Source organism: Polaromonas glacialis (assembly GCF_000709345.1).
GTDB lineage: Bacteria > Pseudomonadota > Gammaproteobacteria > Burkholderiales > Burkholderiaceae_C > Polaromonas > Polaromonas glacialis.
In genome coordinates, this window is the sequence record NZ_KL448323.1 from 141,080 (window position 1) to 160,885 (window position 19,806).

The following is a 19,806-nucleotide window of genomic DNA, read 5'->3' on the forward strand; positions in this document are numbered from 1 at the left end:
ATTTGATCAAAAAAGCATGAAAAAAGCGCCCGAAGGCGCTTTTTTGGGTCAACCCGCCAGGCGGGAATTAACGCGGAGCCGGTTCGGCGACGTAGATTTCGACGCGGCGGTTCTTGGCGCGGCCCTGGTCGCTGCCGTTGTCGGCAATCGGTTCGCGCGAACCACGGCCGTCAGTGGCAACGCGCTGCGCGGCCACGCCACGGCCGACCAGGTAGTCGCGGGCGGCGTTGGCGCGGTCTACCGACAGCGGGTTGTTGATGGCGTCGGAGCCGGTGCTGTCGGTGTGGCCGATGATGGACACGGTGGTGATCGGGTTCTGGTTCAGGCTGGTCGCGAAATTCGTCAGCACCGGCGCAAAGTTCGACTTGATGGCCGAGCGGCCCACGTCGAACGACACATCGCTCGGGATGTCGAGCTTCAGGCGGTTGTCCTGGGTCTGGCTGACGCCAATGCCGGTGCCGGCCGTGGCGCGTTCCATGGCAACTTTCTGGTCCTGCATTTTCTTGGACCAGATGTAGCCGCCGCCCGCGCCGACCGCGCCGCCCAGCACCGCGCCCTGCGCCGCGCCCTTGGAGCCGCCAGTGGCTGCACCCAGCAGTGCGCCCAGGCCAGCGCCAATGCCCGCGCCCTGAGCCGTGCCGCGCTGGGTTTCGCTCATATTCGCGCAACCCGACAAAACGGCCAGTGCCAGTGCTGCGCAGGTGGCGGTGGTGGTGAATGCTTTTCTCATGGGAGACTCCTCAAAATAATAATATTGCTCAATTCGAACGACGCATTAGAGCGCCAGTAAGTGAATACTAAACGTTGCAATTGTATGAAAGTGTCAGACAAACGCCCAAATCGGAGTGCGATGAGGCCATTTTTACTGCCTTTAAACTAGCGCCTTTCGGTCATTGCCGGCAAGGCTGCTTACTTTTGCCAACCCCTTCACTCCAAACCCTTCCACACCATGAATAAAGTTCAACTCGGCGCAAGCGACCTGCACGTGACCCCGGTCTGCCTGGGCACCATGACGTTTGGCGAACAGGTCGATGAAGCCGCGTCGCACGCCATTCTGGACCGCTCGCTGGCGCGCGGCATCAATTTCCTCGATACGGCCGAAATGTATTCAGTGCCGGCGCGCGCCGAAACCTTTGGCGCCACCGAGACCATCATCGGCAACTGGCTGGCTAAAAACAAGGGCGCGCGCCAGCAACTGGTGCTGGCGACCAAGGTAGCCGGACCGTCGCGCGGCATGCCCTGGATTCGCGAAGGCACGGGCATGACGGCCGACGACATCACCGCGTCCTGCAACGCCAGCCTCAAGCGCCTGCAGACCGACGTGATCGACCTCTACCAGATCCACTGGCCCGAGCGCCATGTGCCTGCCTTTGGCGCGCTGTATTACAACCCGTCGCAGGAACGCACCACAACCTCCATCCACGAGCAGCTCGAAGCGCTGGGCCGGCTGGTCAGCCAGGGCAAGGTGCGCCACATCGGTCTGTCGAATGAATCGCCCTACGGCGTACACGAGTTCGTCCGCCTGGCCGAGCAGCACGGCCTGCCGCGCGTGGCCACGGTGCAAAACCCGTATTGCCTGATCAACCGCACCGTCGAAAACGGCCTGGACGAAACCATGCACCGCCTGGGCGTGTCGCTGCTGGCGTATTCGCCGCTGGGTTTCGGCCTGCTGACCGGCAAGTACGACGCGTCCGGCCTTGAAGGCGCCGGCGCGCCGCAGGACGGCCGCATCGCCCGGTACGAGTCGGTCCGCAAGCAGCGCTGGGGCCGTCCTGAAGCGCTGGCGGCGGCCCGCCGCTACAACCAGCTGGCGCAGGGCCACGGCTTGACACCCACGCAGCTGGCGCTGGCTTTTTGCTACACCAAGTGGCAGGTCGCCAGCACCATCATCGGCGTGACCTCGGTGGCGCAGCTGGACGAAGACCTGGACGCGTACGGCACCACGCTGAGCGCCGGAGTGCTCGAAGAAATCGACAAGATTCGCTGGGAAAGCCGGGACCCGGCGCTGTAGGGCCAAATTTTTCCGGACGCTGCCATGGCTAAAAAAGACCACGTGTCCGAGACGCCAGCCACGCAACTGCTCAAGGTCCGCCAGATCGCTTTCACCGGGCATTCCTACGAGTACCTGGAGCACGGCGGCGCGCAGCACAGCGCGCAGGTACTGGGCTTTGATCCGTTCACCGTCGTCAAGACGCTGGTGATGCAGGACCAGGACGCCAGGCCGCTGCTGGTGCTGATGCACGGCAACCGCAAGGTCTCGACGAAAAACCTGGCGCGCCAGATCGGTGCCAAGTCGGTCGAGCCCTGCAAGCCCGAGGTCGCCAACCGCCACAGCGGCTACCTGGTCGGCGGCACCTCGCCGTTTGGCACGCGCAAAACCATGCCGGTGTACATCGAGGAACGCATCCTGGACTTGTCCGAAATCGCCATCAATGGCGGGCGGCGTGGCTACCTGGTGCGCCTTGACCCGCAGGTGTGCGTCATGCTGCTCGGCGCCAAACCGGTGCAGTGCGCATTGGTCGAATGAATAACAACAAGGAGACCGGAATTTGAACTACGCCTACTTTCTCGGCGCCACGCTGCTGGCCTATCTGCTCGGCTCGCTGTCGTTTGCGGTCATCGTCAGCCGCTTGTCCGGCCTGAGTGACCCGCGCAGCTACGGCAGCAAGAATCCTGGCGCGACCAACGTGCTGCGTTCGGGCAACAAGTCAGCGGCCATCGCCACGCTGCTGCTCGACGGTTTGAAAGGCTGGCTGCCGGTGGTGCTGGTGCGCTGGTTCGGCCGCGACTACGGCCTGGGCGACGGTGCCGTGGCGGCGGTGGCGCTGGCGGCTTTCGTCGGCCATTTGTACCCTGTGTTCTTCCAGTTCAAGGGTGGCAAGGGCGTGGCCACGGCGGCCGGCGTGCTGCTGGGCATCAATGGGGTGCTGGGCCTGGCCACGCTGGCAACCTTCGGCATCGTGGTGTTTTTCTCGCGCTATGTGTCGCTGGCATCGATGGCCGCCGCCGTGTTCGCGCCCTTTTTCTACCTGCTGGGCGACCGCGCCGCCTGGAATGTTGACAACACCATCGTGCTGGCGCTGGTGGCGATTGCCGCGCTGCTGGTCTACCGCCACCGCGAGAACATCGGCAAGCTGCTCAAAGGGACCGAGTCCAAACTCGGCGCTTCGAAGCAGGGCGGAAAAAAACCGCGTCAGTAACGCTTGTCCAGCGTCATCAAATTGTTGTCGCGCTTCATCTGAAAGCGCGACAAAAAACTGTTGCCCAGCAGCACGAAGGGCATGGGCTGCGGCGTCACCACGGCATCAACCGCGTACACCTCGACATCGCCAACACGCACGGAGTCGAGCTTGAGGCGAAAGCCCTGGATAGTTCCGTTGGCGGTGCTGATCTGCACGGCTTGCCCATTTTTGTAGTGGATGCCGGCCCGTTCGGCATCGTGCATGCTCATGGCGATGCCGGTCGCGCCGGTATCGACCATGAACTGCACGGCGCGGCCATTGATCTGGCCGGGCGTCATGAAGTGGCCGCCGCTGCTTTCGGTCAGCACGATGCGGCTGGCGCGCCCGCTAGCGCCGCCCATGCTCACAGGCGCTTCGCCGACGCGCAGTGTCTGGCGCTTGCCCGACTGCTCAATGACCGCCTGGTCGCCCGAAGTGGAAATCACCTTGACGCCTTGATGCGTCTCGCCGGCGGCAACGGTTTTTGGCGCCGATCCATTGACCACCAGCAGCGCCTTGCTGCCCAGCATGCCGGCCAGCGCGACACTTTCAGCCTGAGCGCCAGCCGGAAGCCACGCCAGCATCACCAGCAACAGGGTTGTGAAAAGGCTAAAGAAGTTCACTGCAAGCAATTCAATAGGGGAGAAACGTGGGGGCAGTTCCAACCAGCCGGGGCCGCGGAACCGGCTTCGCCGGGCCGCAGGCGCAGCGGCCCCCTCGGGGGGCAGCGCAGTACGCGAAGCGACAAGCGTGGGGGCTCAATCCCTGAAGTTGTCAAAACTCAGCGGCAAATCCTTGATCTCGGCGCGAATCAAGGCCATGGCCGCCTGCAGGTCGTCGCGCTTGGCGCCGGTCAAGCGAACCTTGCCTTCCTGAATCGCGGCCTGCACCTTCATCTTGTTGCCCTTGATGAGCTGCTGGATTTTCTTGGCCTCTTCGGTCTCGATGCCGTCGCGCACCTTGGTGACCTGCTTGACCTTGTCGCCGCCGATTTTCTCGACCTTGCCGATGTCCAGGAAGCGCACATCGACGCCCGACTTGGTCAGCTTGTTGCGCAAAATGTCGTGGATCTGCTCGATCTGGAAATCGCCGTCGCCGATCAGGATGATCTCCTTGTCTTTTTCCTTCAGCTCGACCGAGGCCGCCGTGCCCTTGAAGTCAAACCGGGTGCCGATTTCCTTGGCGGTGTTTTCCACCGCGTTTTTGACCTTGACCAGGTCGGTTTCCAGAACAGTGTCGAATGAAGGCATGGTGGTGGTTTCCTGAAAAAAGGTGCGCCGCAGGGGTGCGACAATCCCGGGAATGTTAGTCGAGAAAAACGTCCCCCTCCAGTCTTCCAACACCTTCGGCATCAATGCCAAGGCGCTTTCCCTGGCGCGCATCCGCAGCGAAGCCGATATTGCCGCGCTGCTGCAAGACCCGGCTTTGCAGGCTCAACCTAAATTCGTCCTGGGCGGCGGCAGCAACATCGTGCTGACCGGCGACGTCAAGCCGCTGGTGCTCAAGGTCGAGATCATGGGCAAGCGCCTGGTGGGCGAAACCGCCAAGGCCTGGATCGTCGAGGCCGGCGCCGGCGAAAACTGGCACGAACTGGTCGCCTGGACGCTGGAGAACGGCTTTCCCGGCCTGGAAAACCTGGCGCTGATTCCCGGCATGGTCGGCGCCTCGCCGGTGCAGAACATCGGCGCCTACGGTGTTGAATTGCAGGACCGCTTCGACTCGCTCGACGCCGTGGACCTGACGACCGGCCAGTCCTTCACGCTCAATGCCGCACAATGCGCCTTCGGCTACCGCGACTCGGTGTTCAAGCATGCCAGCACGCCTGGCGAAGCCTCGGGCGCGCAAGCCTTGGGCCTGAAGGACAGGGCGCTGATTACCCGGGTGCGCTTCTTTCTGCCCAAGGCCTGGAAACCGGTGCTGGGGTATGCGGATATAGAGAAAAAGAGGCTTTCCCGCAATGTGGATGTGCCAAGTGCGCTACAGATTTATGAGTGGATCTGCGAGATTCGCCGCGCCAAGCTGCCCGACCCGAAGGTCATCGGCAATGCTGGCAGCTTCTTCAAGAACCCGACCGTCTCGCCCGAGCAGTGCGAGGACATCATCCAGCGCGACCCGAAAATCGTTCATTACCAGCTGGCCGACGGCTCGGTCAAGCTCGCCGCCGGCTGGCTGATCGATGCCTGCGGCTGGAAGGGCAAGTCGATTGGCAATGCCGGCGTGTACGACAAGCAGGCGCTGGTGCTGGTGAACCGGGGCGGCGCCGCCAACCCGGTGACCGGCGGCGAGGTGATGACGCTGGCCAAGGCGATTCAGACGAGTGTCTATGAGCGCTTTGGCTTGCGGCTGGAGCCGGAGCCGGTAGTGGTTTGAAAACATAGATACGTTCTTACGCCGCCCAATCGGGCAAAAAAAGGCCCGGAAGATCCGGGCCTGCACAGTTCCTGGGGCTGAAACGCAAAAATTGTGATTGTGGTCGGCTCCCAGTTGCTCAGTTCACCGGGCAAGCCGGGTAGTTGGCCTGGAAAGCGGCGCGGACGGCGGGGGGTGTGTAGTCGTCTGCGCTTGGTGTGTTTTTGGTGAAGGTGCAGCCATAGATGGGGGATGCCAGCGCGGCGGCGGTTTTCACGTCGTCGCCAGCAGGTTTGGGGCCACCCGCTTCCCACTTGACCATGTCGTCAAACGCGGTGCTGGCTTCAGCCGCAGTGAAGGCGCAGTGGCCCACATCGCGGATAGCGCGCTGCACCAGGAAGCGGTCTGTGCCCTTGGCCTTGGTGCGGTCAAAGTAGACCTGCTCCATCTTGAACGGCACAAACAAATCGCCCAGCGTGTGGATGGACACCACCGGGATGCTGATGTTGCCGGGGGAGGTGGGTATCCAGCGCAGGCCATCACGGCGCAGCCGGTTGGCGTCGGCGGTAGGCCGAATCTTGAAGGCACTGGCGTTGAAAGACGTGTCCAGCGCCGTGTTCGTGGTGGCCGTGGCGTCCACCTTGTAGAAGAGCTGGGTGGTGTCCAGCACGTTCTCCTTCAGGATGCCCCTGATGGTGCCATCACCGCCCAGCGAGGCGAAGATGTTGCCCTGGTTGCCCGCGTTGGCCCAGCCTTCTTTGTAGAAGGGCCGGTCGCCACCGCTCAGGTTCATGACCGCATTTTTCAGCTTGTCTCCCTGCGCGTTGGTTTGGGTCGGGAAGGTGCTCCACAGTGCCGACTGGATGGCTGGTGTCAATGCATCGAAGTCGGTGGTTGGGAAACTGGTAATCGGGAACCCTGCCAGTTGCTGCGCCGCCACCTGGTAGCCGCCAAAGTAGTTGAACAGCTCGGTGTCGCCCAGCACGCCGCACATCGGCACGGCGCCGGCGTATTTGACCTTGTTGATGGCGTTGACCTGGGCTTCTGCCTCAATCGCGGCTGCCGTGATGTGTCCGCCCATGGAAATACCGGTGATAAAAATCTTTGACGGTGTGGCTAGCGTGCGCCCTTTGGCGGCCGCGATCTGCACAAAGTTCAGTGCCAGCGCGTTGGTGTCTTCCACACCCACCCGGACGTCGTAGTAGTTTTTCGAATAGCTCGATGCGGCCCAGGCGTAGCCGTTGTCGAGCAGGTAGCGCCGCATGATGGGGGTGTCGACCGTCAGGTTGGGGCCGGTGCCGCGGTAGCCGTGCGCCCACATGACGAGTTTGCCGTTCCAGCCTGTTTTGGGCACTTCCACGCGGTAGGCGGCCCCGCCCAGCACACCGGTCCAGCGGTCGGTGTCAACCGTGCTGCCGCCCAGCGCGGCAAACGTCGACTCTGCCACGGGTGTGAAAACGCGCGCGTCCTGGAGCCTGGTTTCTTCTGGCACGGCGACAGCCGTGGGCCCGCTGTCGCCGCCTCCGCAGGCTGCCAGCGAAGCCAGGCCAATGGCCGCCAGGGCAGGTCGAAAAATCCCGAAATGCTGTTTCATTGATGTCTCCGGTTGTAGCCACGATCGCGGCATTTTTTTTTCTGCCGGAAGAGTACATCTGCGCTTGCTAGCGTTCCTGTCGCGCAAATTACATGCACCACACCGGACAAACCCTCGGTGACCGTGGATTGCGAAAATTCGGAGAAATGAAAAAGCCTTTTCAAGGACAACGCTGTCGCCGCCCTCCAGGCGTGGCTACGTTGCCTAGCTGCCCGTCAGGTTCAGCAAATCCCCACCCGTTCCCAGCGACAGCACGCCGCTCTTGGCATAAATGCCCAGCTTGGCGCGGGTGTCCACGATGTCCAGGTTGCGCATCGTCAGCTGGCCGATGCGGTCCAGCGGCGTGAACGCGCCTTCGACCTTTTCCATGCTCAGACGCTCGGGCTGGTAGGTCAGGTTGGCCGACTCGGTGTTCAGGATCGAGTAATCGTTGCCCCGGCGAAGCTCGATGGTGACTTCGCCGGTGATGGCGCTGGCCACCCAGCGCTGGGCGGTTTCGCGCAGCATGATGGCTTGCGAGTCGAACCAGCGGCCCTGGTACAAGAGGCGCCCCAGGCGGCGGCCGCTGTCGCGGTACTGCTCGATCGTGTCCTCGTTGTGGATGCCGGTCACCAGCCGCTCGTAGGCGATGAACAGCAGAGCCAGGCCGGGCGCCTCGTAGATGCCCCGGCTCTTGGCCTCGATGATGCGGTTTTCGATCTGGTCGCTCATGCCCAGGCCGTGGCGCCCGCCGATGCGGTTGGCTTCCAAAATCAGTTCGACCAGGTCGGCATATTCGACGCCGTTGATGGCAACCGGACGGCCTTCCTCGAAGCGCACGCTGACTTCCTCGCGCTTGACTTCGACTTCGTCCTTCCAGAACGCCACGCCCATGATGGGGTTGACGATCTTCATGCCGCTGGAGAGGTGCTCCAGGTCCTTGGCCTCGTGCGTCGCGCCCAGCATGTTGGAATCGGTCGAATAGGCTTTTTCGGCCGACATCTTGTAGCCAAAGCCCGCTTCGGTCATGAACGCCGACATTTCGGCGCGGCCGCCCAGCTCGTCGATGAACAACTGGTCCAGCCACGGCTTGTAGATCTTGAGCGACGGATTGGTCAGCAGGCCGTAGCGGTAGAAGCGCTCGATGTCGTTGCCCTTGTAGGTCGAGCCGTCGCCCCAGATGTTGACATCGTCTTCCTTCATCGCCGCCACCAGCATGGTGCCGGTCACCGCGCGGCCCAGCGGCGTGGTGTTGAAGTAGGTTACGCCGGCGGTCGTGATGTGAAAGGCGCCGGCCTGCAGCGCGGCCAGGCCTTCGGCGGCCAGCTGGCTGCGGCAGTCGATCAGCCGGGCCTGCTCGGCGCCGTACTGCATCGCCTTGCGCGGGATGTCTTCATAGTCGGGCTCGTCGGGCTGGCCCAGGTTGGCGGTGTAGGCATAGGGAATCGCGCCCTTGAGCTTCATCCAGTGCAGCGCGGCGCTGGTATCTAAGCCGCCGGAAAAGGCGATGCCGACTTTCTGGCCGATGGGGAGGTTTTGGAGAATGGTGGCCATGGGGTGTTCCTGGTTGCTGCGTGGTGTCTAGGTTCAGGCGTAGTGGCAGATGTAGTGGTAGGCCTGCTCGACGCGGATGTCGAACTTGGAGTTGCCGGGCACGCTGAAGGATTCGCCCATGGAGGATTTCACCCACTCGTCGCTGCCGGCCAGCTTGTATTCGCAGGCGCCGCCCACGCATTCCATGGTTTCGGGCGCGGCCGTGCCAAAAGTGAGGGTGGACGGCAGAACCACGCCGACCGATTTCTGGGTGCCGTCGGCCAGCGTGAAGCCGTGGCTCACGCATTTGCCGTCGAAGTACACATTGGCTTGGGTGGTGATGTTGACGTTGTCGATTTTTTCGGTGGTCATGAGGGTTTTGTACGGGTGTAAACGCTGCGCAGGGCAGGCGGGCGGATCAGGCCCGGATTTTAGGTCAGCCTGCACCCTGGCCGGGCGCCGCATGAATCCAATGCGCTGTTCGCGGCGTATGAATAGTGTGGACAATGACGTTCATGAAACCAGAAAGCCCGGATAGCCAATTGATTGCACTCCTTGACCGTGTGGCGCTGGCCGACGAATCGGCGCTCAAAACGCTCTACGAACTGACCTCTTCCAAGCTCTACGGCGTGGCGGTGCGCGTGGTGACCAACCGCGAGTGGGCCGAGGATGTGCTGCAGGAGGCGTATTTGAATATCTGGAAGGTGGCCGGGACGTACCAGTCCACGCTGTCGCCGCCCATGGCCTGGATGGGGCTGCTGGTGCGCAGCCGGGGCCTGGACTTTTTGCGCCGCCGGGCGTCCGACCGGGCCGACCGGATGCAGGAACTCGACGAGGTGATCTCGGACACGGTGGCTGGCGACTCGCCCAACCCGATGGACACCACGCAAGCCAGCGAGCAGGCCTGGGCGCTGCACCAGTGCCTGAGCCAGCTGGAGAACAAGCAGCGCGAAGTGGTCAGCCTGGCTTACTTGCGCGACCTGAGCCATAGCGAACTGGCCGAGCAGCTCCGGCTGCCGCTGGGAACGGTGAAAACCTGGATTCGCCGGGGGCTGGAGCAGCTGCGCGGCTGCATGGCGAGGTTCGCATGAATGTGGCCCCCACGCTTGTCGCTTCGCGCACTGCGCTGCCCCCCGAGGGGGTCGCCCCGCCTGCGGCCCGGCAAAGCCGGTTCCGCGGCCGGAACTGGCATGAACGGGGAATGGTTGGCACCGTTCGTCTTGCCGCTTTGCTTGCTGCGTCGTTTGAAACCTCATTATGAATATTTATAAAAACCCTGCGCTGATGGACCAGCTGGCCGCCAGCTATGCGCTGGGCACCTTGCGCGGCGGTGCGCGGCGCCGCTTTGAAGCCTTGGCCCGGGACAACGCGACCTTGCGTGCGGCCGCGCTGATCTGGCAAGGCCGGCTGGCGTCGGTGGCCGAGTTGCAGCCCGAAGTGGCACCCAGCCCGGCGGTCTGGAAGCGGATTGAAAACCTCGTCCATGCGGAAAAGCAGGCGCAGGCGATGCAGTCCGCGCGCAGCCAGGCGGCGCCAGCGCCTGCCAGCGGCGGCTGGTGGGCCAGCCTGGGCCTGTGGCGCGGCGCCACCGCAGCCGGCGCGCTCGCCACCGTGCTGGCCGTAGTGGTCAGCTTGAATTACACGAATCAGCTGAACGGCCAGGTGCAGGAACTCAGCGCCCGGCTTTCAGCCACCCCTGCCATCGAGTATGTCGCCGTGCTGGCCGATGACAAGGCCAATGCCTCGATCCTGGTGACCTTCGACCCGAACACGCAAAAGCTGATGCTCAAGCGCGTGGGCGATTTCCGCGAGCAGCCCGACAAGTCGCTCGAACTGTGGGCGCTGCCGCCGGGCGCGCCGGCCAAGTCGCTGGGCGTGATGAGCGGTGACGCGGTGGTGCAGCTGACCGCCGCCGGCAGCGACATCCGCCAGTCGCCCGCGCTGGCGATCACCCTGGAGCCCAAGGGCGGCGTGCCGCCCGGAACGGCGGCCACTGGTCCGATCCTGTTCAAAGGTGCGTTGATCCGGACGCCTGAATAACCGCAGCCCGGCCGCCGCGCAGTGCCGTGTCGGTACAGAAAAAAGGGACGTTGAAAAACGTCCCTTTTTTTATTTCAACGAAAACTCAGCGCCAGTGGCCGCGATGCCCGCCGCCAAAACCCCGGCTGTAGCCGAAGTTGAGCGACAGGCCGATGGGCGGGTAATACGGGGCGTAGTAGGGGCTTGGAGCGTAGGCCGGGTAGTAAACCGGCGCCGCCACCGGCTGCACGTAAACCGGCTGCGGCTGAACCTGTGCCGGCGGGTAGTAGCTTTGCGGCTGGGGCACAAACGCTTGCGGCGCGGGTTCGATGGCACCGACCGGCGTCACCCGCAGGCGCACATGCAGGCCCGGATCGCTGGGCATTTGCGCGCTGTACTGGGCGCCCTGGTATTCATACACCACGTTGAAGTGGCTGGCGCGGTTTTCGTAAAACGTCTGCGTGCTGCACTGCTGGACGTTTTGCAGCTGGTTGCGGGGGCCTTCGATGCGGTCGCCCACCATGGCACCGCCGACCAGGCCGATCATGGTCGCCACAGCCCGGCCGCCGCCGTTGCCAATGGCATTGCCGGCCGCGCCGCCGGCGATGGCGCCCATCAGCGCACCCGCGCCCGAAGGCGGCGCCTGCGTCATCACGGCTTCCTGGCTGCACACCTGGCGCGGCACGGCGACCTGCTGCACCACCGGCGTGCTGGAGATGACCCGGGCCAGGATGTCCATGGCCGATGCCGGCACTGACGCCATGGCCGCCGCTGCGGCGACAGCCGAAGCCACGATGGTTTTAACGAATGTGTGTGTCATGTCCGAACCCCTTTTCTCAGCTGCCGATTTTAGTGAATCAGACCGGTTTGGAGAGACAAAGTTCGGTCGGCGCTCTGTAAAGCTGGTGATCGGCAAGGGCGGGAGTTCTGGCTCAAATCCGCCCGGCCCAGCCGGCGGCATCGAAGCCGACCGTGATGTCCCCGCACCAGTCCACGACCGGGCGCTTGATGACGCTCGCGTTGGCCAGCATCAGCGCGCAGGCGCTGGCAGCGTCCACCACGGCGGCTCGATCGCCAGCTTCCAGCTTGCGCCAGGTCGTGCCCTTGCGGTTCAGCAGCGCTTCCCAGCCGGCCGCCTGCATCCACGACGCCAGCAGTTCAGGCGAAACGCCTTGCTTTTTGAAGTCATGAAAGGTGTAGGCCTGCCCGTGTTCCGTGAGCCAGGCCCGGGCTTTCCTGACGGTGTCGCAATTGGGAATGCCGTAGAGTTTGATCATGTCTTGATTCTTGGAAATATTTATAGGAAAAAATAGCTTTTACGCAATAGGCACGGGCGTAGTCAGCTATTGATTTTGTAGCATCAAGCCGCCATTTCGAGTGCTGGAACAAGGCTTGGCTCCTTCGGCCGCTTGCACCATTGTTGCCGAGCCTGCGCTGTACCCGCCCATGGCGCCGTTTTGCCCGCTTGAACGCCATGAGCGCTGGTGTTCAGGGTTTTCCGCCTTGCGCGACAATGCACGACTCTATGGAACATCTCACCACTTTGGACGACTGGCTGGCGCATTGCGAGCGCCTGCACCCGAAAAGCATCGACATGGGACTGGACCGCGTCCGGGCCGTCGCCGAACGCATGGGCCTGAAGTTTGCGTGCCCGGTCATCACCGTGGCCGGCACCAACGGCAAGGGCTCGACCTGCGCCATGCTTGAAGCGATTTTGATGGAATCGGGCTACCGGACCGGCGTTTACACCTCGCCGCACCTGGTGCATTTCGAGGAGCGCTGCCGGGTGCGCGGCGACATCGTCAGTGCTACGGATCTGGTAGCAAACTTTGCCCGCGTGGAAAGCGCAAGGTGCCAAAACGGTGATGAAATATCGCTGACCTACTTTGAATTCTCGACGCTGGCGATCCTGCAGCTGCTGGCCGATGCAAAGCTCGACGTCGTGATTCTGGAAGTCGGCCTGGGCGGCCGGCTCGACGCGGTCAACATCCTTGACGCTGACTGCGCCGTCATCACCAGCATCGACCTGGACCACATGGAGTTGCTCGGGCAGACCCGGGAAGCCATCGGCTTCGAGAAAGCCGGCATCATGCGCGCCGGCCGGCCGGTCGTCGTCAGCGATCCGGTGCCGCCGCAAAGCGTGCTGGACCACGCCAGCGTCCTGGGTGCCGACCTGTGGCGCTTTGGCATTGACTTCAATTTTTCCGGCGACAAGCTGCAGTGGAGCTGGGCCGGGCGCGGCCGCCGTTATGCGGGCATGGCGTATCCGGCATTGCGCGGCGCCAACCAGCTGGTCAATGCCTCGGGCGTGCTGGCGGCGCTGACGGCGCTGCGCGACCGGCTGCCGGTCACCGCACAGTCGGTGCGCAACGGCCTGTCGCTGGTCGAGCTGCCCGGGCGCTTCCAGATCATTCCCGGCCAGCCGACGCTGGTGCTCGACGTGGCGCACAACCCGCATTCGGTCGCCGCGCTGACTGAAAACCTCGACGCCATGGGTTTTTATCCGTGTACGCATGCGGTGTTTGGCGCCATGGCCGACAAGGACGTCGGCCCCATGCTGGCGCGCATCGGCCCGCTGATCGACAAGTGGTATTTCACCGACCTGCCCACGCCCCGGGCGGCCACTGGCGAAGCGCTGCGCGACGCCTGGCAGGCCGGCAACACCCGGCTTGACGCCACGGCCAGCGCTTACAAAAGCCCCGAGTCAGCACTGCAAGCGGTTGTCAAGGCGGCAAACCCCACTGATAGAATCGTTGTTTTTGGCTCGTTCTACACCGTGGGCGGAATCCTCAAGAACGGCGTGCCGCGACTTTTTGCGCCGCACCTTTCGGCCTGAGGCCGAATTAACCGGACAATCGCCTGCGCCAGAACGGCAAGCGGTCTGCAACCCCCATTTGGCCTTTAACGGATTCCAACCACACCATGCCGTTTTTCAAGTTCCGCCGGGGCGACGCCAGTCCAACCCCTCCTGCCGGTTCAGCCACCCAGGCGCAAAGCGTGGAAGTGCTGCGCAAGCGCGCCAAGCACCGCCTGATCGGCGCTTCGGTGCTGGTGTTGCTCGGCGTCGTCGGCTTTCCTATCCTGTTTGAAACCCAGCCACGCCCCGTGGCCGTCGATATTCCGATTGAAATTCCCGGGAAAAATGCCGTCAGGCCGCTGGTGCTTCCCGCGCCTGCGCCTGCGGTGGCCACTGCGCCAGCGCCGGCCAAAACGCCGGCTCCTGCAGCGCAGACGGTGACTGCGGCCGCCAGCTTGTCGCCCACCGAAGAGATTTATCCATCAAAACCAGCGCCACCGCTTGCCGAGCCTGCTTCTCCAGCTATTAAAAAAGAAGTAAAGCCAGAACCCCGGCAGGAGGCAAAGGTCGAAGTCAAGCCAGAGGTCAAGCCACGCCCCGAACCCAAGCCCGAGGCTAAAACTGAACCCCGGCCCGTCGAAAAAGTCGAAGCCCGGCCGGTTGTCAAGCCCGAGCCCAAACCAGTTCCCGCCAAGCCGGCCCCTTCAAGCGACGACGGCGCACGGGCGATTGCGCTGCTCAACGCCACGCCTGCACCCAAGGTGGCGGCGCCGGCCAAACCTGCGGCCACCGAAGAAACCAAGGCCGCTGCTGCTGAAACCAAAGGCCGCATGGTGGTGCAGGTCGGGGCTTTTGCCGATGCCGCCAAGGCCGAGGAAACACGCCGCAAGCTGGAAAAAGCCGGCCTGACCACTTACACCCAGGTGGCTGACACAAAGGACGGCAAGCGCGTCCGGGTTCGCGTCGGGCCCTTTGCCAACAAGGCGGAGGCTGAAAGGGCGGTGAACAAGATCAGGTCGCTTGATTTGCCGGTTGCCATCCTGAGTTTCTAAGCTTGCTGGCTGCGTTGTGATGCCGCTTGACTGGATTTTGGCGGGGGTCTTGTTTTTTTCCCTGCTGCTGGGCGCCTGGCGCGGGCTGGTCTACGAAGTGTTGTCGGTGCTGGGCTGGGCGGCTTCGTTTTATGCGGCGCAATGGTTCGCGCCGCAGGTGGCGCTGCTGCTTCCCTGGCAGTCCGCCACCGAGCCGGTGCGTTATGCGGCGGCTTTCGTGCTGGTTTTCATTGCCGCGCTGTTCGCGGCCGGCTTGCTGGCCGCCTTGCTGAAACGGCTGGTGGACGCCATCGGCTTGCGGCCTGTGGACCGCACGCTGGGCGCGGCGTTTGGCGTGCTGCGCGGCCTGATCCTGCTGCTGGCCGCCACGGTGGTCGTGGACATGACGGCGCTCAAGTCGAGCGACTGGTGGCAGGAGTCCATCGGGGCGCAAACGCTGACGTCTGCGCTTGCCAGCCTGAAGCCGATGCTGCCAGAGCCCTTTGCAAGGTATCTGGGTTGATTGTTTTTGTTGTTTTGTCTTTACGTTGAGAAATCAACACACCATGAGTAACACACCATGTGCGGAATAGTTGGAATCGTCAGCAAGGCCCCGGTCAACCAGCTGATTTACGACGGGCTGCTGCTGCTGCAGCACCGTGGCCAGGATGCCGCCGGCATCGTCACCCAGCAGGGGCGCAAGTTCTACATGCACAAGGCCAAGGGCATGGTGCGCGACGTGTTCCGCACGCGCAACATGCGTGCGCTGCCGGGCAATGTAGGACTCGGCCAGGTGCGCTACCCGACGGCGGGCAATGCCTTCAGCGAGGACGAAGCGCAGCCCTTCTATGTCAATGCGCCGTTTGGCCTGGTGCTGTCACACAACGGCAACCTGACCAATGCGGCCGAACTCAAGGCCGAGCTGTTCAACACCGACCACCGCCACATCAACACTGACAGCGACTCCGAAGTGCTGCTCAACGTGCTGGCGCACGAGCTGGAAAAAACCACGCGCGGCCTGCCGCTGACGCCTGCCGACGTGTTTGCCGCCGTGCGCGGCGTCCACAAGCGCGTCAAGGGCTCGTATGCCGTGGTGGCCTTGATCGCCGGCCATGGCTTGCTGGCGTTTCGCGACCCGTTCGGCATTCGTCCGCTGTGCATCGGCCATGGCCAGAACGAAGGCGGCGCGAGCGTGATGGTCGCCAGCGAGTCGGTGGCGCTCGAAGGCACGGGCTTTCAGTTCGAGCGCGACATCGCGCCCGGCGAAGCCGTGTATGTGGACCTGGACGGCAAGGTGCATGCCCAGCAGTGCGCCGCCAACCCGCAGCTCATGCCCTGCATTTTTGAGTTTGTCTATCTGGCGCGTCCTGATTCGGTCATGGACGGCATTTCGGTCTACCAGGCGCGCCTGAACCTGGGCGAAACGCTGGCCAAGCGCGTAGTTTCCACCGTGCCGCCCAGCGAGATCGACGTGATCATCCCAATTCCCGAATCGAGCCGCCCCAGCGCTACCCAACTGGCGCACCTGCTGGGCATTCCCTACCGCGAAGGCTTTGTGAAAAACCGCTATGTCGGCCGCACCTTCATCATGCCGGGGCAGGGCGTGCGCAAGAAGTCGGTGCGCCAGAAGCTCAACGTGATCGCCAGCGAGTTCAAGGGCCGCAACGTGCTGCTGGTCGATGATTCCATCGTGCGCGGCACCACCTCCCGGGAAATCGTGCAGATGGCGCGCGATGCCGGCGCGCGCAAGGTCTACCTGGCCAGCGCCGCGCCGCCGGTACGCTTTCCGAACGTGTATGGCATCGACATGCCGACGCCGGACGAGCTGGTCGCGCATGACCGCAGCATTGAGGAAATCCGCAAGGTGATCGGTTGCGATGCGCTGATCTACCAGGATGTCGAGGGCATGAAGCGCGCCATCCGTTCGCTGAACCCCGAACTCGATGGCTTTGACGCGTCCTGCTTCGACGGCGTGTATGTCACCGGCGACGTGACGCTTGACACCATTGCCGCGATGAATTCGTCGCGCGGCGACACCGCCGAGAAAATCGGCGAAGACAGCGATGTCGATGTCTCGCGCCTGGCGCTGCCCAATCCGCAGGAGGCTTGACACATGACCCGACAGGCATTGCCCGCAAACCTGCACCCCGACACGCTGGCCGTGCGCGCCGGCATTGAACGCAGCCAGTTTGGCGAGAACTCCGAGGCGCTGTACCTGACCAGCGGTTTTGTGCAGCCCGATGCCGAAACCTCGGCGCGCCGCTTTGCCGGCACCGAGGAAGGTTTCACCTACGCCCGAACGTCGAACCCGACGGTGGCCGCCTTCGAGCAGCGTCTGGCCGCACTCGAAGGCACTGAAGCCGCCATTGCAGCGTCCAGCGGCATGGGCGCCATCCTGATGATGGGCATGGGCCTGCTTCGGGCCGGCGACCATGTGGTGTGTTCACAGTCGGTGTTCGGCTCGACGCTGAACCTGTTCGGCAAGGAGTTCGCCAAGTTCGGCGTCGAAACCAGCTTTGTCTCGCAAACCGACATCGGGCAGTGGCAGGCGGCCATGCGGCCCACTACCCGCCTGCTGTTCGCCGAAACCCCGACCAATCCGCTGACCGAAGTCTGCGACATCCGGGCGCTGGCTGACGTGGCGCATGCGGGCGGCGCGCTGCTGGCCGTTGACAACTGTTTCTGCTCGCCCGCCCTGCAGCGCCCTAGCGCGCTGGGCGCCGACCTGATCATCCATTCAGGCACCAAATACCTCGACGGGCAGGGCCGCGTCATGGCGGGCGCGATTTGCGGGCCGTCGAAGCTGATCGTCGATGTGTTCGGCCCCATCGTTCGCACCGCCGGCATGGTGCTGGCGCCGTTCAACGCCTGGGTCGTGCTCAAGGGCATGGAAACGCTGCGCATCCGCATGCAGGCGCAAAGCGCCACGGCGCTGAGCCTGGCGCAGTGGCTGGAGGCGCATCCGGCCGTCAGCCGTGTGTATTACCCCGGCCTGCCGTCGCACCCGCAGCATGCGCTGGCGATGCGCCAGCAGGGCGGCCTGGGTGGCGCCGTGGTGTCCTTCGACGTGCGCGGCGGCGACCCGGAAACGGCGCGCGCCAACGCCTTTCATGTCATCAACAGCACGCAGGTGGTCAGCATTGCGACCAACCTGGGCGACACCAAGTCCATCATCACGCATCCCGGAACCACTTCCCACGGCCGGCTCACCGAGGCCCAGCGCCAGGCAGCGGGCATCAGCCAGGGCCTGATCCGCTTCGCGGCCGGCCTGGAATACATCGACGATTTGAAAGCCGACCTCGCACGCGGTCTGGACAGCCTGACATGACACAAAAAACAAGAACCCGATTCGCGCCGTCTCCCACCGGCTTCATCCACCTGGGCAACATCCGCTCGGCGCTGTACCCATGGGCCTTTGCGCGCGCCACTGGCGGCGATTTCATCCTGCGCATCGAGGACACGGATGTGGAGCGCTCCAGCCAGGCGGCGGTCGATGTGATCATCGAAGGCATGCGCTGGCTGGGCCTGGACCATGACGAAGGCCCGTTCTTCCAGATGCAGCGCATGGACCGCTACAAGGCCGTGCTCGCCGACATGGTGGCCGCCGGCCATGTTTACCCCTGCTACATGAGCGTGGCCGAACTCGATGCGTTGCGCGAGGCGCAAATGGCCGCCAAGGAAAAGCCGCGCTACGACGGCACCTGGCGGCCCGAGCCCGGCAAGGCGCTGCCTGCGATTCCCGAAGGCATCAAGCCGGTGCTGCGCTTCAAAAATCCGCAGGGTGGCGCGGTGGTCTGGGACGACAAGGTCAAGGGTCGCATCGAGATCAGCAACGACGAACTTGACGACCTGGTCATTGCCCGGCCGGACGGCACGCCGACCTACAACTTCTGCGTCGTGGTCGATGACATGGACATGGCGATCACCCATGTGATTCGCGGCGACGACCATGTGAACAACACGCCGCGCCAGATCAACATCTTCCGCGCGCTGGGCCGCGAAGTGCCGGTCTATGCCCATCTGCCCACGGTGCTCAACGAGCAGGGCGAGAAGATGAGCAAGCGCAACGGCGCCAAGCCGGTCACGCAATACGCTGCCGAAGGGTATTTGCCGGACGCGATGGTGAACTACCTGGCGCGCCTGGGCTGGAGCCATGGCGACGACGAGATTTTCAGCCGCGAGCAGTTCTTGCAGTGGTTCAACCTCGATCACCTCGGCAAGAGCGCCGCGCAGTTCGACGAGACCAAGCTGCGCTGGGTCAATGCCCAGCACCTCAAGGCCATGGCCGACGACCAACTGGCGGCGCTGGTCCAGCCTTTCCTGGCGCAGCAGGGCGTGAACGATGTCGATCCCGCCTGGCTGGCACGCGGCTGCGCGCTGTTCAAGGACCGCTGCAGCACGCTGGTGGAACTGGCCGGCTGGCTCAAGCTGCTGGTCAACGGCGGCGAAGCCAGCCCGGCGGACATCAGCACCCATGTCACCGAGGCGGTTCGGCCTGCACTGGCCAGGCTGTCGCAGGCGCTGTCAAGCTGCGAATGGAGCCGGCCGGCGATTGCCGCTGCGATCAAGCAGGTGCTGCTCGAGTGCGGCCTCAAGATGCCACATCTGGCCATGCCCGTGCGCGTGCTGCTCCTGGGAACGCCGCAGACGCCTTCGCTCGATGCCGTGGTGGAACTCATGGCGCGAGAAAAAGTCATCGCCAAATTGAATTTAGTTTGAAAGTTTCTAAAAGCTTGAATTTTGTCGATATAATTTGAGGCTCGACAGGTTACTGAGAAATTGGTGACGTTAGCGGAATTGGGGGGTATAGCTCAGCTGGGAGAGCGCTTGCATGGCATGCAAGAGGTCATCGGTTCGATCCCGTTTACCTCCACCAACTGTCGGAAAAGTTTTTGAAGTTTTGTGGCAAGCCCTTAAAAGCTTGCGCCGGAAGTCACCAGGTTAAGACCCCATCGTCTAGAGGCCTAGGACACTACCCTTTCACGGTAGGTACCGGGGTTCGAATCCCCGTAGGGTCGCCAAATTTCTTCGCTGCAAGGCGAAGAAACCAAGCACAAGTTTGTCAAGCACTTGGCTCGCAAGAGCAAACGCTTTTCTACCAGGAGTGGTAGTTCAGTTGGTTAGAATACCGGCCTGTCACGCCGGGGGTCGCGGGTTCGAGTCCCGTCCGCTCCGCCAGATTGAAGCCCTTGCAATTCATTGAGTTACAAGGGCTTTCCTCTTAGATCGCTTTGCGGTTTAAAAAGTTTTTTGAAGTTTTGTTGCAAGCCGTTAAAAGCCTGC

At 63.2% G+C, this 19,806-nt stretch carries 20 protein-coding genes and 3 tRNA genes; 15 read left to right on the forward strand and 8 right to left on the reverse strand.

Annotated elements, in window-relative coordinates; all coding sequences use genetic code 11:
- Window positions 1–67: 67 nt before the first annotated feature.
- Entirely contained in the window at window positions 68–730 is a 663-nt protein-coding gene (locus EC86_RS0100985; RefSeq protein WP_029523855.1) for a YiaD family glycine zipper/OmpA-like lipoprotein, read from the reverse strand.
- Between the two features lie 219 nt (window positions 731–949).
- On the opposite strand from EC86_RS0100985, the gene EC86_RS0100990 reads away from it, so the two are divergent.
- From EC86_RS0100990 to plsY, 3 genes are read left to right on the forward strand one after another with little or no spacing between them, the layout of a single operon-like run.
- Window positions 950–2,011 (forward strand): aldo/keto reductase, encoded by a 1,062-nt coding sequence (locus EC86_RS0100990; protein WP_029523856.1) that lies wholly within the window; start codon window positions 950–952, stop codon window positions 2,009–2,011.
- A 24-nt stretch (window positions 2,012–2,035) separates the two neighbouring features.
- Window positions 2,036–2,527 carry an aminoacyl-tRNA deacylase gene (locus tag EC86_RS0100995; RefSeq protein WP_029523857.1) on the forward strand — a complete coding sequence of 164 codons (492 nt, stop codon included), beginning with the start codon at window positions 2,036–2,038 and terminating at the stop codon, window positions 2,525–2,527.
- 22 nt (window positions 2,528–2,549) lie between these two features.
- Window positions 2,550–3,200: a glycerol-3-phosphate 1-O-acyltransferase PlsY gene (plsY, locus tag EC86_RS0101000; protein WP_029523858.1), complete on the forward strand. Its 651-nt coding sequence runs from the start codon at window positions 2,550–2,552 to the stop codon at window positions 3,198–3,200.
- Here plsY and EC86_RS0101005 read toward each other — a convergent pair.
- Entirely contained in the window at window positions 3,194–3,805 is a 612-nt protein-coding gene (locus EC86_RS0101005) for a retropepsin-like aspartic protease family protein (protein ID WP_029523859.1), read from the reverse strand. The genes plsY and EC86_RS0101005 overlap by 7 nt on opposite strands.
- A 174-nt stretch (window positions 3,806–3,979) precedes the next feature.
- Entirely contained in the window at window positions 3,980–4,471 is a 492-nt protein-coding gene (locus EC86_RS0101010; protein WP_029523860.1) for a YajQ family cyclic di-GMP-binding protein, read from the reverse strand.
- 52 nt (window positions 4,472–4,523) lie between these two features.
- On the opposite strand from EC86_RS0101010, the gene murB reads away from it, so the two are divergent.
- The gene (gene murB, locus EC86_RS0101015) at window positions 4,524–5,591 is read left to right on the forward strand and encodes a UDP-N-acetylmuramate dehydrogenase (RefSeq protein ID WP_029523861.1); all 1,068 of its coding nucleotides are present in this window, start codon (window positions 4,524–4,526) and stop codon (window positions 5,589–5,591) included.
- 118 nt (window positions 5,592–5,709) lie between these two features.
- Here the strand turns inward: murB and EC86_RS0101020 are convergent, their stop codons facing one another.
- From EC86_RS0101020 to ppnP, 3 genes are all read right to left on the reverse strand, one after another.
- On the reverse strand, window positions 5,710–7,164 hold the full coding sequence (locus EC86_RS0101020) for a hypothetical protein (protein ID WP_051675658.1): 1,455 nt from the start codon (window positions 7,162–7,164) through the stop codon (window positions 5,710–5,712).
- A 204-nt stretch (window positions 7,165–7,368) separates the two neighbouring features.
- Complete coding sequence (gene argG / locus EC86_RS0101025) at window positions 7,369–8,697, reverse strand: argininosuccinate synthase (protein ID WP_029523863.1); 1,329 nt, start codon at window positions 8,695–8,697, stop codon at window positions 7,369–7,371.
- 33 nt (window positions 8,698–8,730) lie between these two features.
- On the reverse strand, window positions 8,731–9,048 hold the full coding sequence (gene ppnP, locus EC86_RS0101030; protein WP_029523864.1) for a pyrimidine/purine nucleoside phosphorylase: 318 nt from the start codon (window positions 9,046–9,048) through the stop codon (window positions 8,731–8,733).
- Between the two features lie 143 nt (window positions 9,049–9,191).
- Here ppnP and EC86_RS0101035 point away from each other — a divergent pair, with 143 nt between their 5' ends.
- Together EC86_RS0101035 and EC86_RS0101040 are read left to right on the forward strand one after the other, a co-directional pair.
- Complete coding sequence (locus tag EC86_RS0101035) at window positions 9,192–9,767, forward strand: sigma-70 family RNA polymerase sigma factor (protein ID WP_029523865.1); 576 nt, start codon at window positions 9,192–9,194, stop codon at window positions 9,765–9,767.
- Between the two features lie 166 nt (window positions 9,768–9,933).
- On the forward strand, window positions 9,934–10,716 hold the full coding sequence (locus tag EC86_RS0101040; RefSeq protein WP_029523866.1) for an anti-sigma factor: 783 nt from the start codon (window positions 9,934–9,936) through the stop codon (window positions 10,714–10,716).
- Between the two features lie 85 nt (window positions 10,717–10,801).
- Here the strand turns inward: EC86_RS0101040 and EC86_RS0101045 are convergent, their stop codons facing one another.
- Both EC86_RS0101045 and EC86_RS0101050 read right to left on the reverse strand, forming a co-directional pair.
- Window positions 10,802–11,515, reverse strand: coding sequence for a glycine zipper 2TM domain-containing protein (locus tag EC86_RS0101045; protein ID WP_029523867.1), 714 nt, complete (start codon window positions 11,513–11,515; stop codon window positions 10,802–10,804).
- Window positions 11,516–11,627: 112 nt separating this feature from the next.
- Entirely contained in the window at window positions 11,628–11,972 is a 345-nt protein-coding gene (locus EC86_RS0101050; RefSeq protein ID WP_029523868.1) for an ArsC family reductase, read from the reverse strand.
- A gap of 248 nt (window positions 11,973–12,220) precedes the next feature.
- On the opposite strand from EC86_RS0101050, the gene folC reads away from it, so the two are divergent.
- The 9 genes from folC to EC86_RS0101095 all read left to right on the forward strand — a co-directional run bounded on the left by folC (window position 12,221) and on the right by EC86_RS0101095 (window position 19,701).
- A complete protein-coding gene (gene folC, locus EC86_RS0101055) occupies window positions 12,221–13,531 on the forward strand; it encodes a bifunctional tetrahydrofolate synthase/dihydrofolate synthase (RefSeq protein ID WP_408633856.1) in 1,311 nt (436 codons plus the stop codon).
- Window positions 13,532–13,617: 86 nt separating this feature from the next.
- Window positions 13,618–14,544: an SPOR domain-containing protein gene (locus tag EC86_RS0101060; protein ID WP_029523870.1), complete on the forward strand. Its 927-nt coding sequence runs from the start codon at window positions 13,618–13,620 to the stop codon at window positions 14,542–14,544.
- A 16-nt stretch (window positions 14,545–14,560) separates the two neighbouring features.
- Window positions 14,561–15,046 carry a CvpA family protein gene (locus EC86_RS0101065; protein ID WP_084181087.1) on the forward strand — a complete coding sequence of 162 codons (486 nt, stop codon included), beginning with the start codon at window positions 14,561–14,563 and terminating at the stop codon, window positions 15,044–15,046.
- A 57-nt stretch (window positions 15,047–15,103) separates the two neighbouring features.
- Entirely contained in the window at window positions 15,104–16,633 is a 1,530-nt protein-coding gene (purF, locus tag EC86_RS0101070; RefSeq protein WP_029523872.1) for an amidophosphoribosyltransferase, read from the forward strand.
- A gap of 3 nt (window positions 16,634–16,636) precedes the next feature.
- The gene (locus EC86_RS0101075) at window positions 16,637–17,851 is read left to right on the forward strand and encodes an O-succinylhomoserine sulfhydrylase (protein WP_029523873.1); all 1,215 of its coding nucleotides are present in this window, start codon (window positions 16,637–16,639) and stop codon (window positions 17,849–17,851) included.
- Complete coding sequence (gene gltX, locus EC86_RS0101080) at window positions 17,848–19,242, forward strand: glutamate--tRNA ligase (RefSeq protein WP_029523874.1); 1,395 nt, start codon at window positions 17,848–17,850, stop codon at window positions 19,240–19,242. The genes EC86_RS0101075 and gltX overlap by 4 nt, the downstream gene beginning before the upstream one ends.
- Before the next feature lie 81 nt (window positions 19,243–19,323).
- Window positions 19,324–19,399, forward strand: a tRNA-Ala gene (locus EC86_RS0101085).
- Between the two features lie 69 nt (window positions 19,400–19,468).
- Window positions 19,469–19,544 (forward strand) — tRNA-Glu (locus tag EC86_RS0101090).
- Between the two features lie 80 nt (window positions 19,545–19,624).
- Window positions 19,625–19,701, forward strand: a tRNA-Asp gene (locus EC86_RS0101095).
- The last annotated feature ends 105 nt before the right edge of the window (window positions 19,702–19,806 follow it).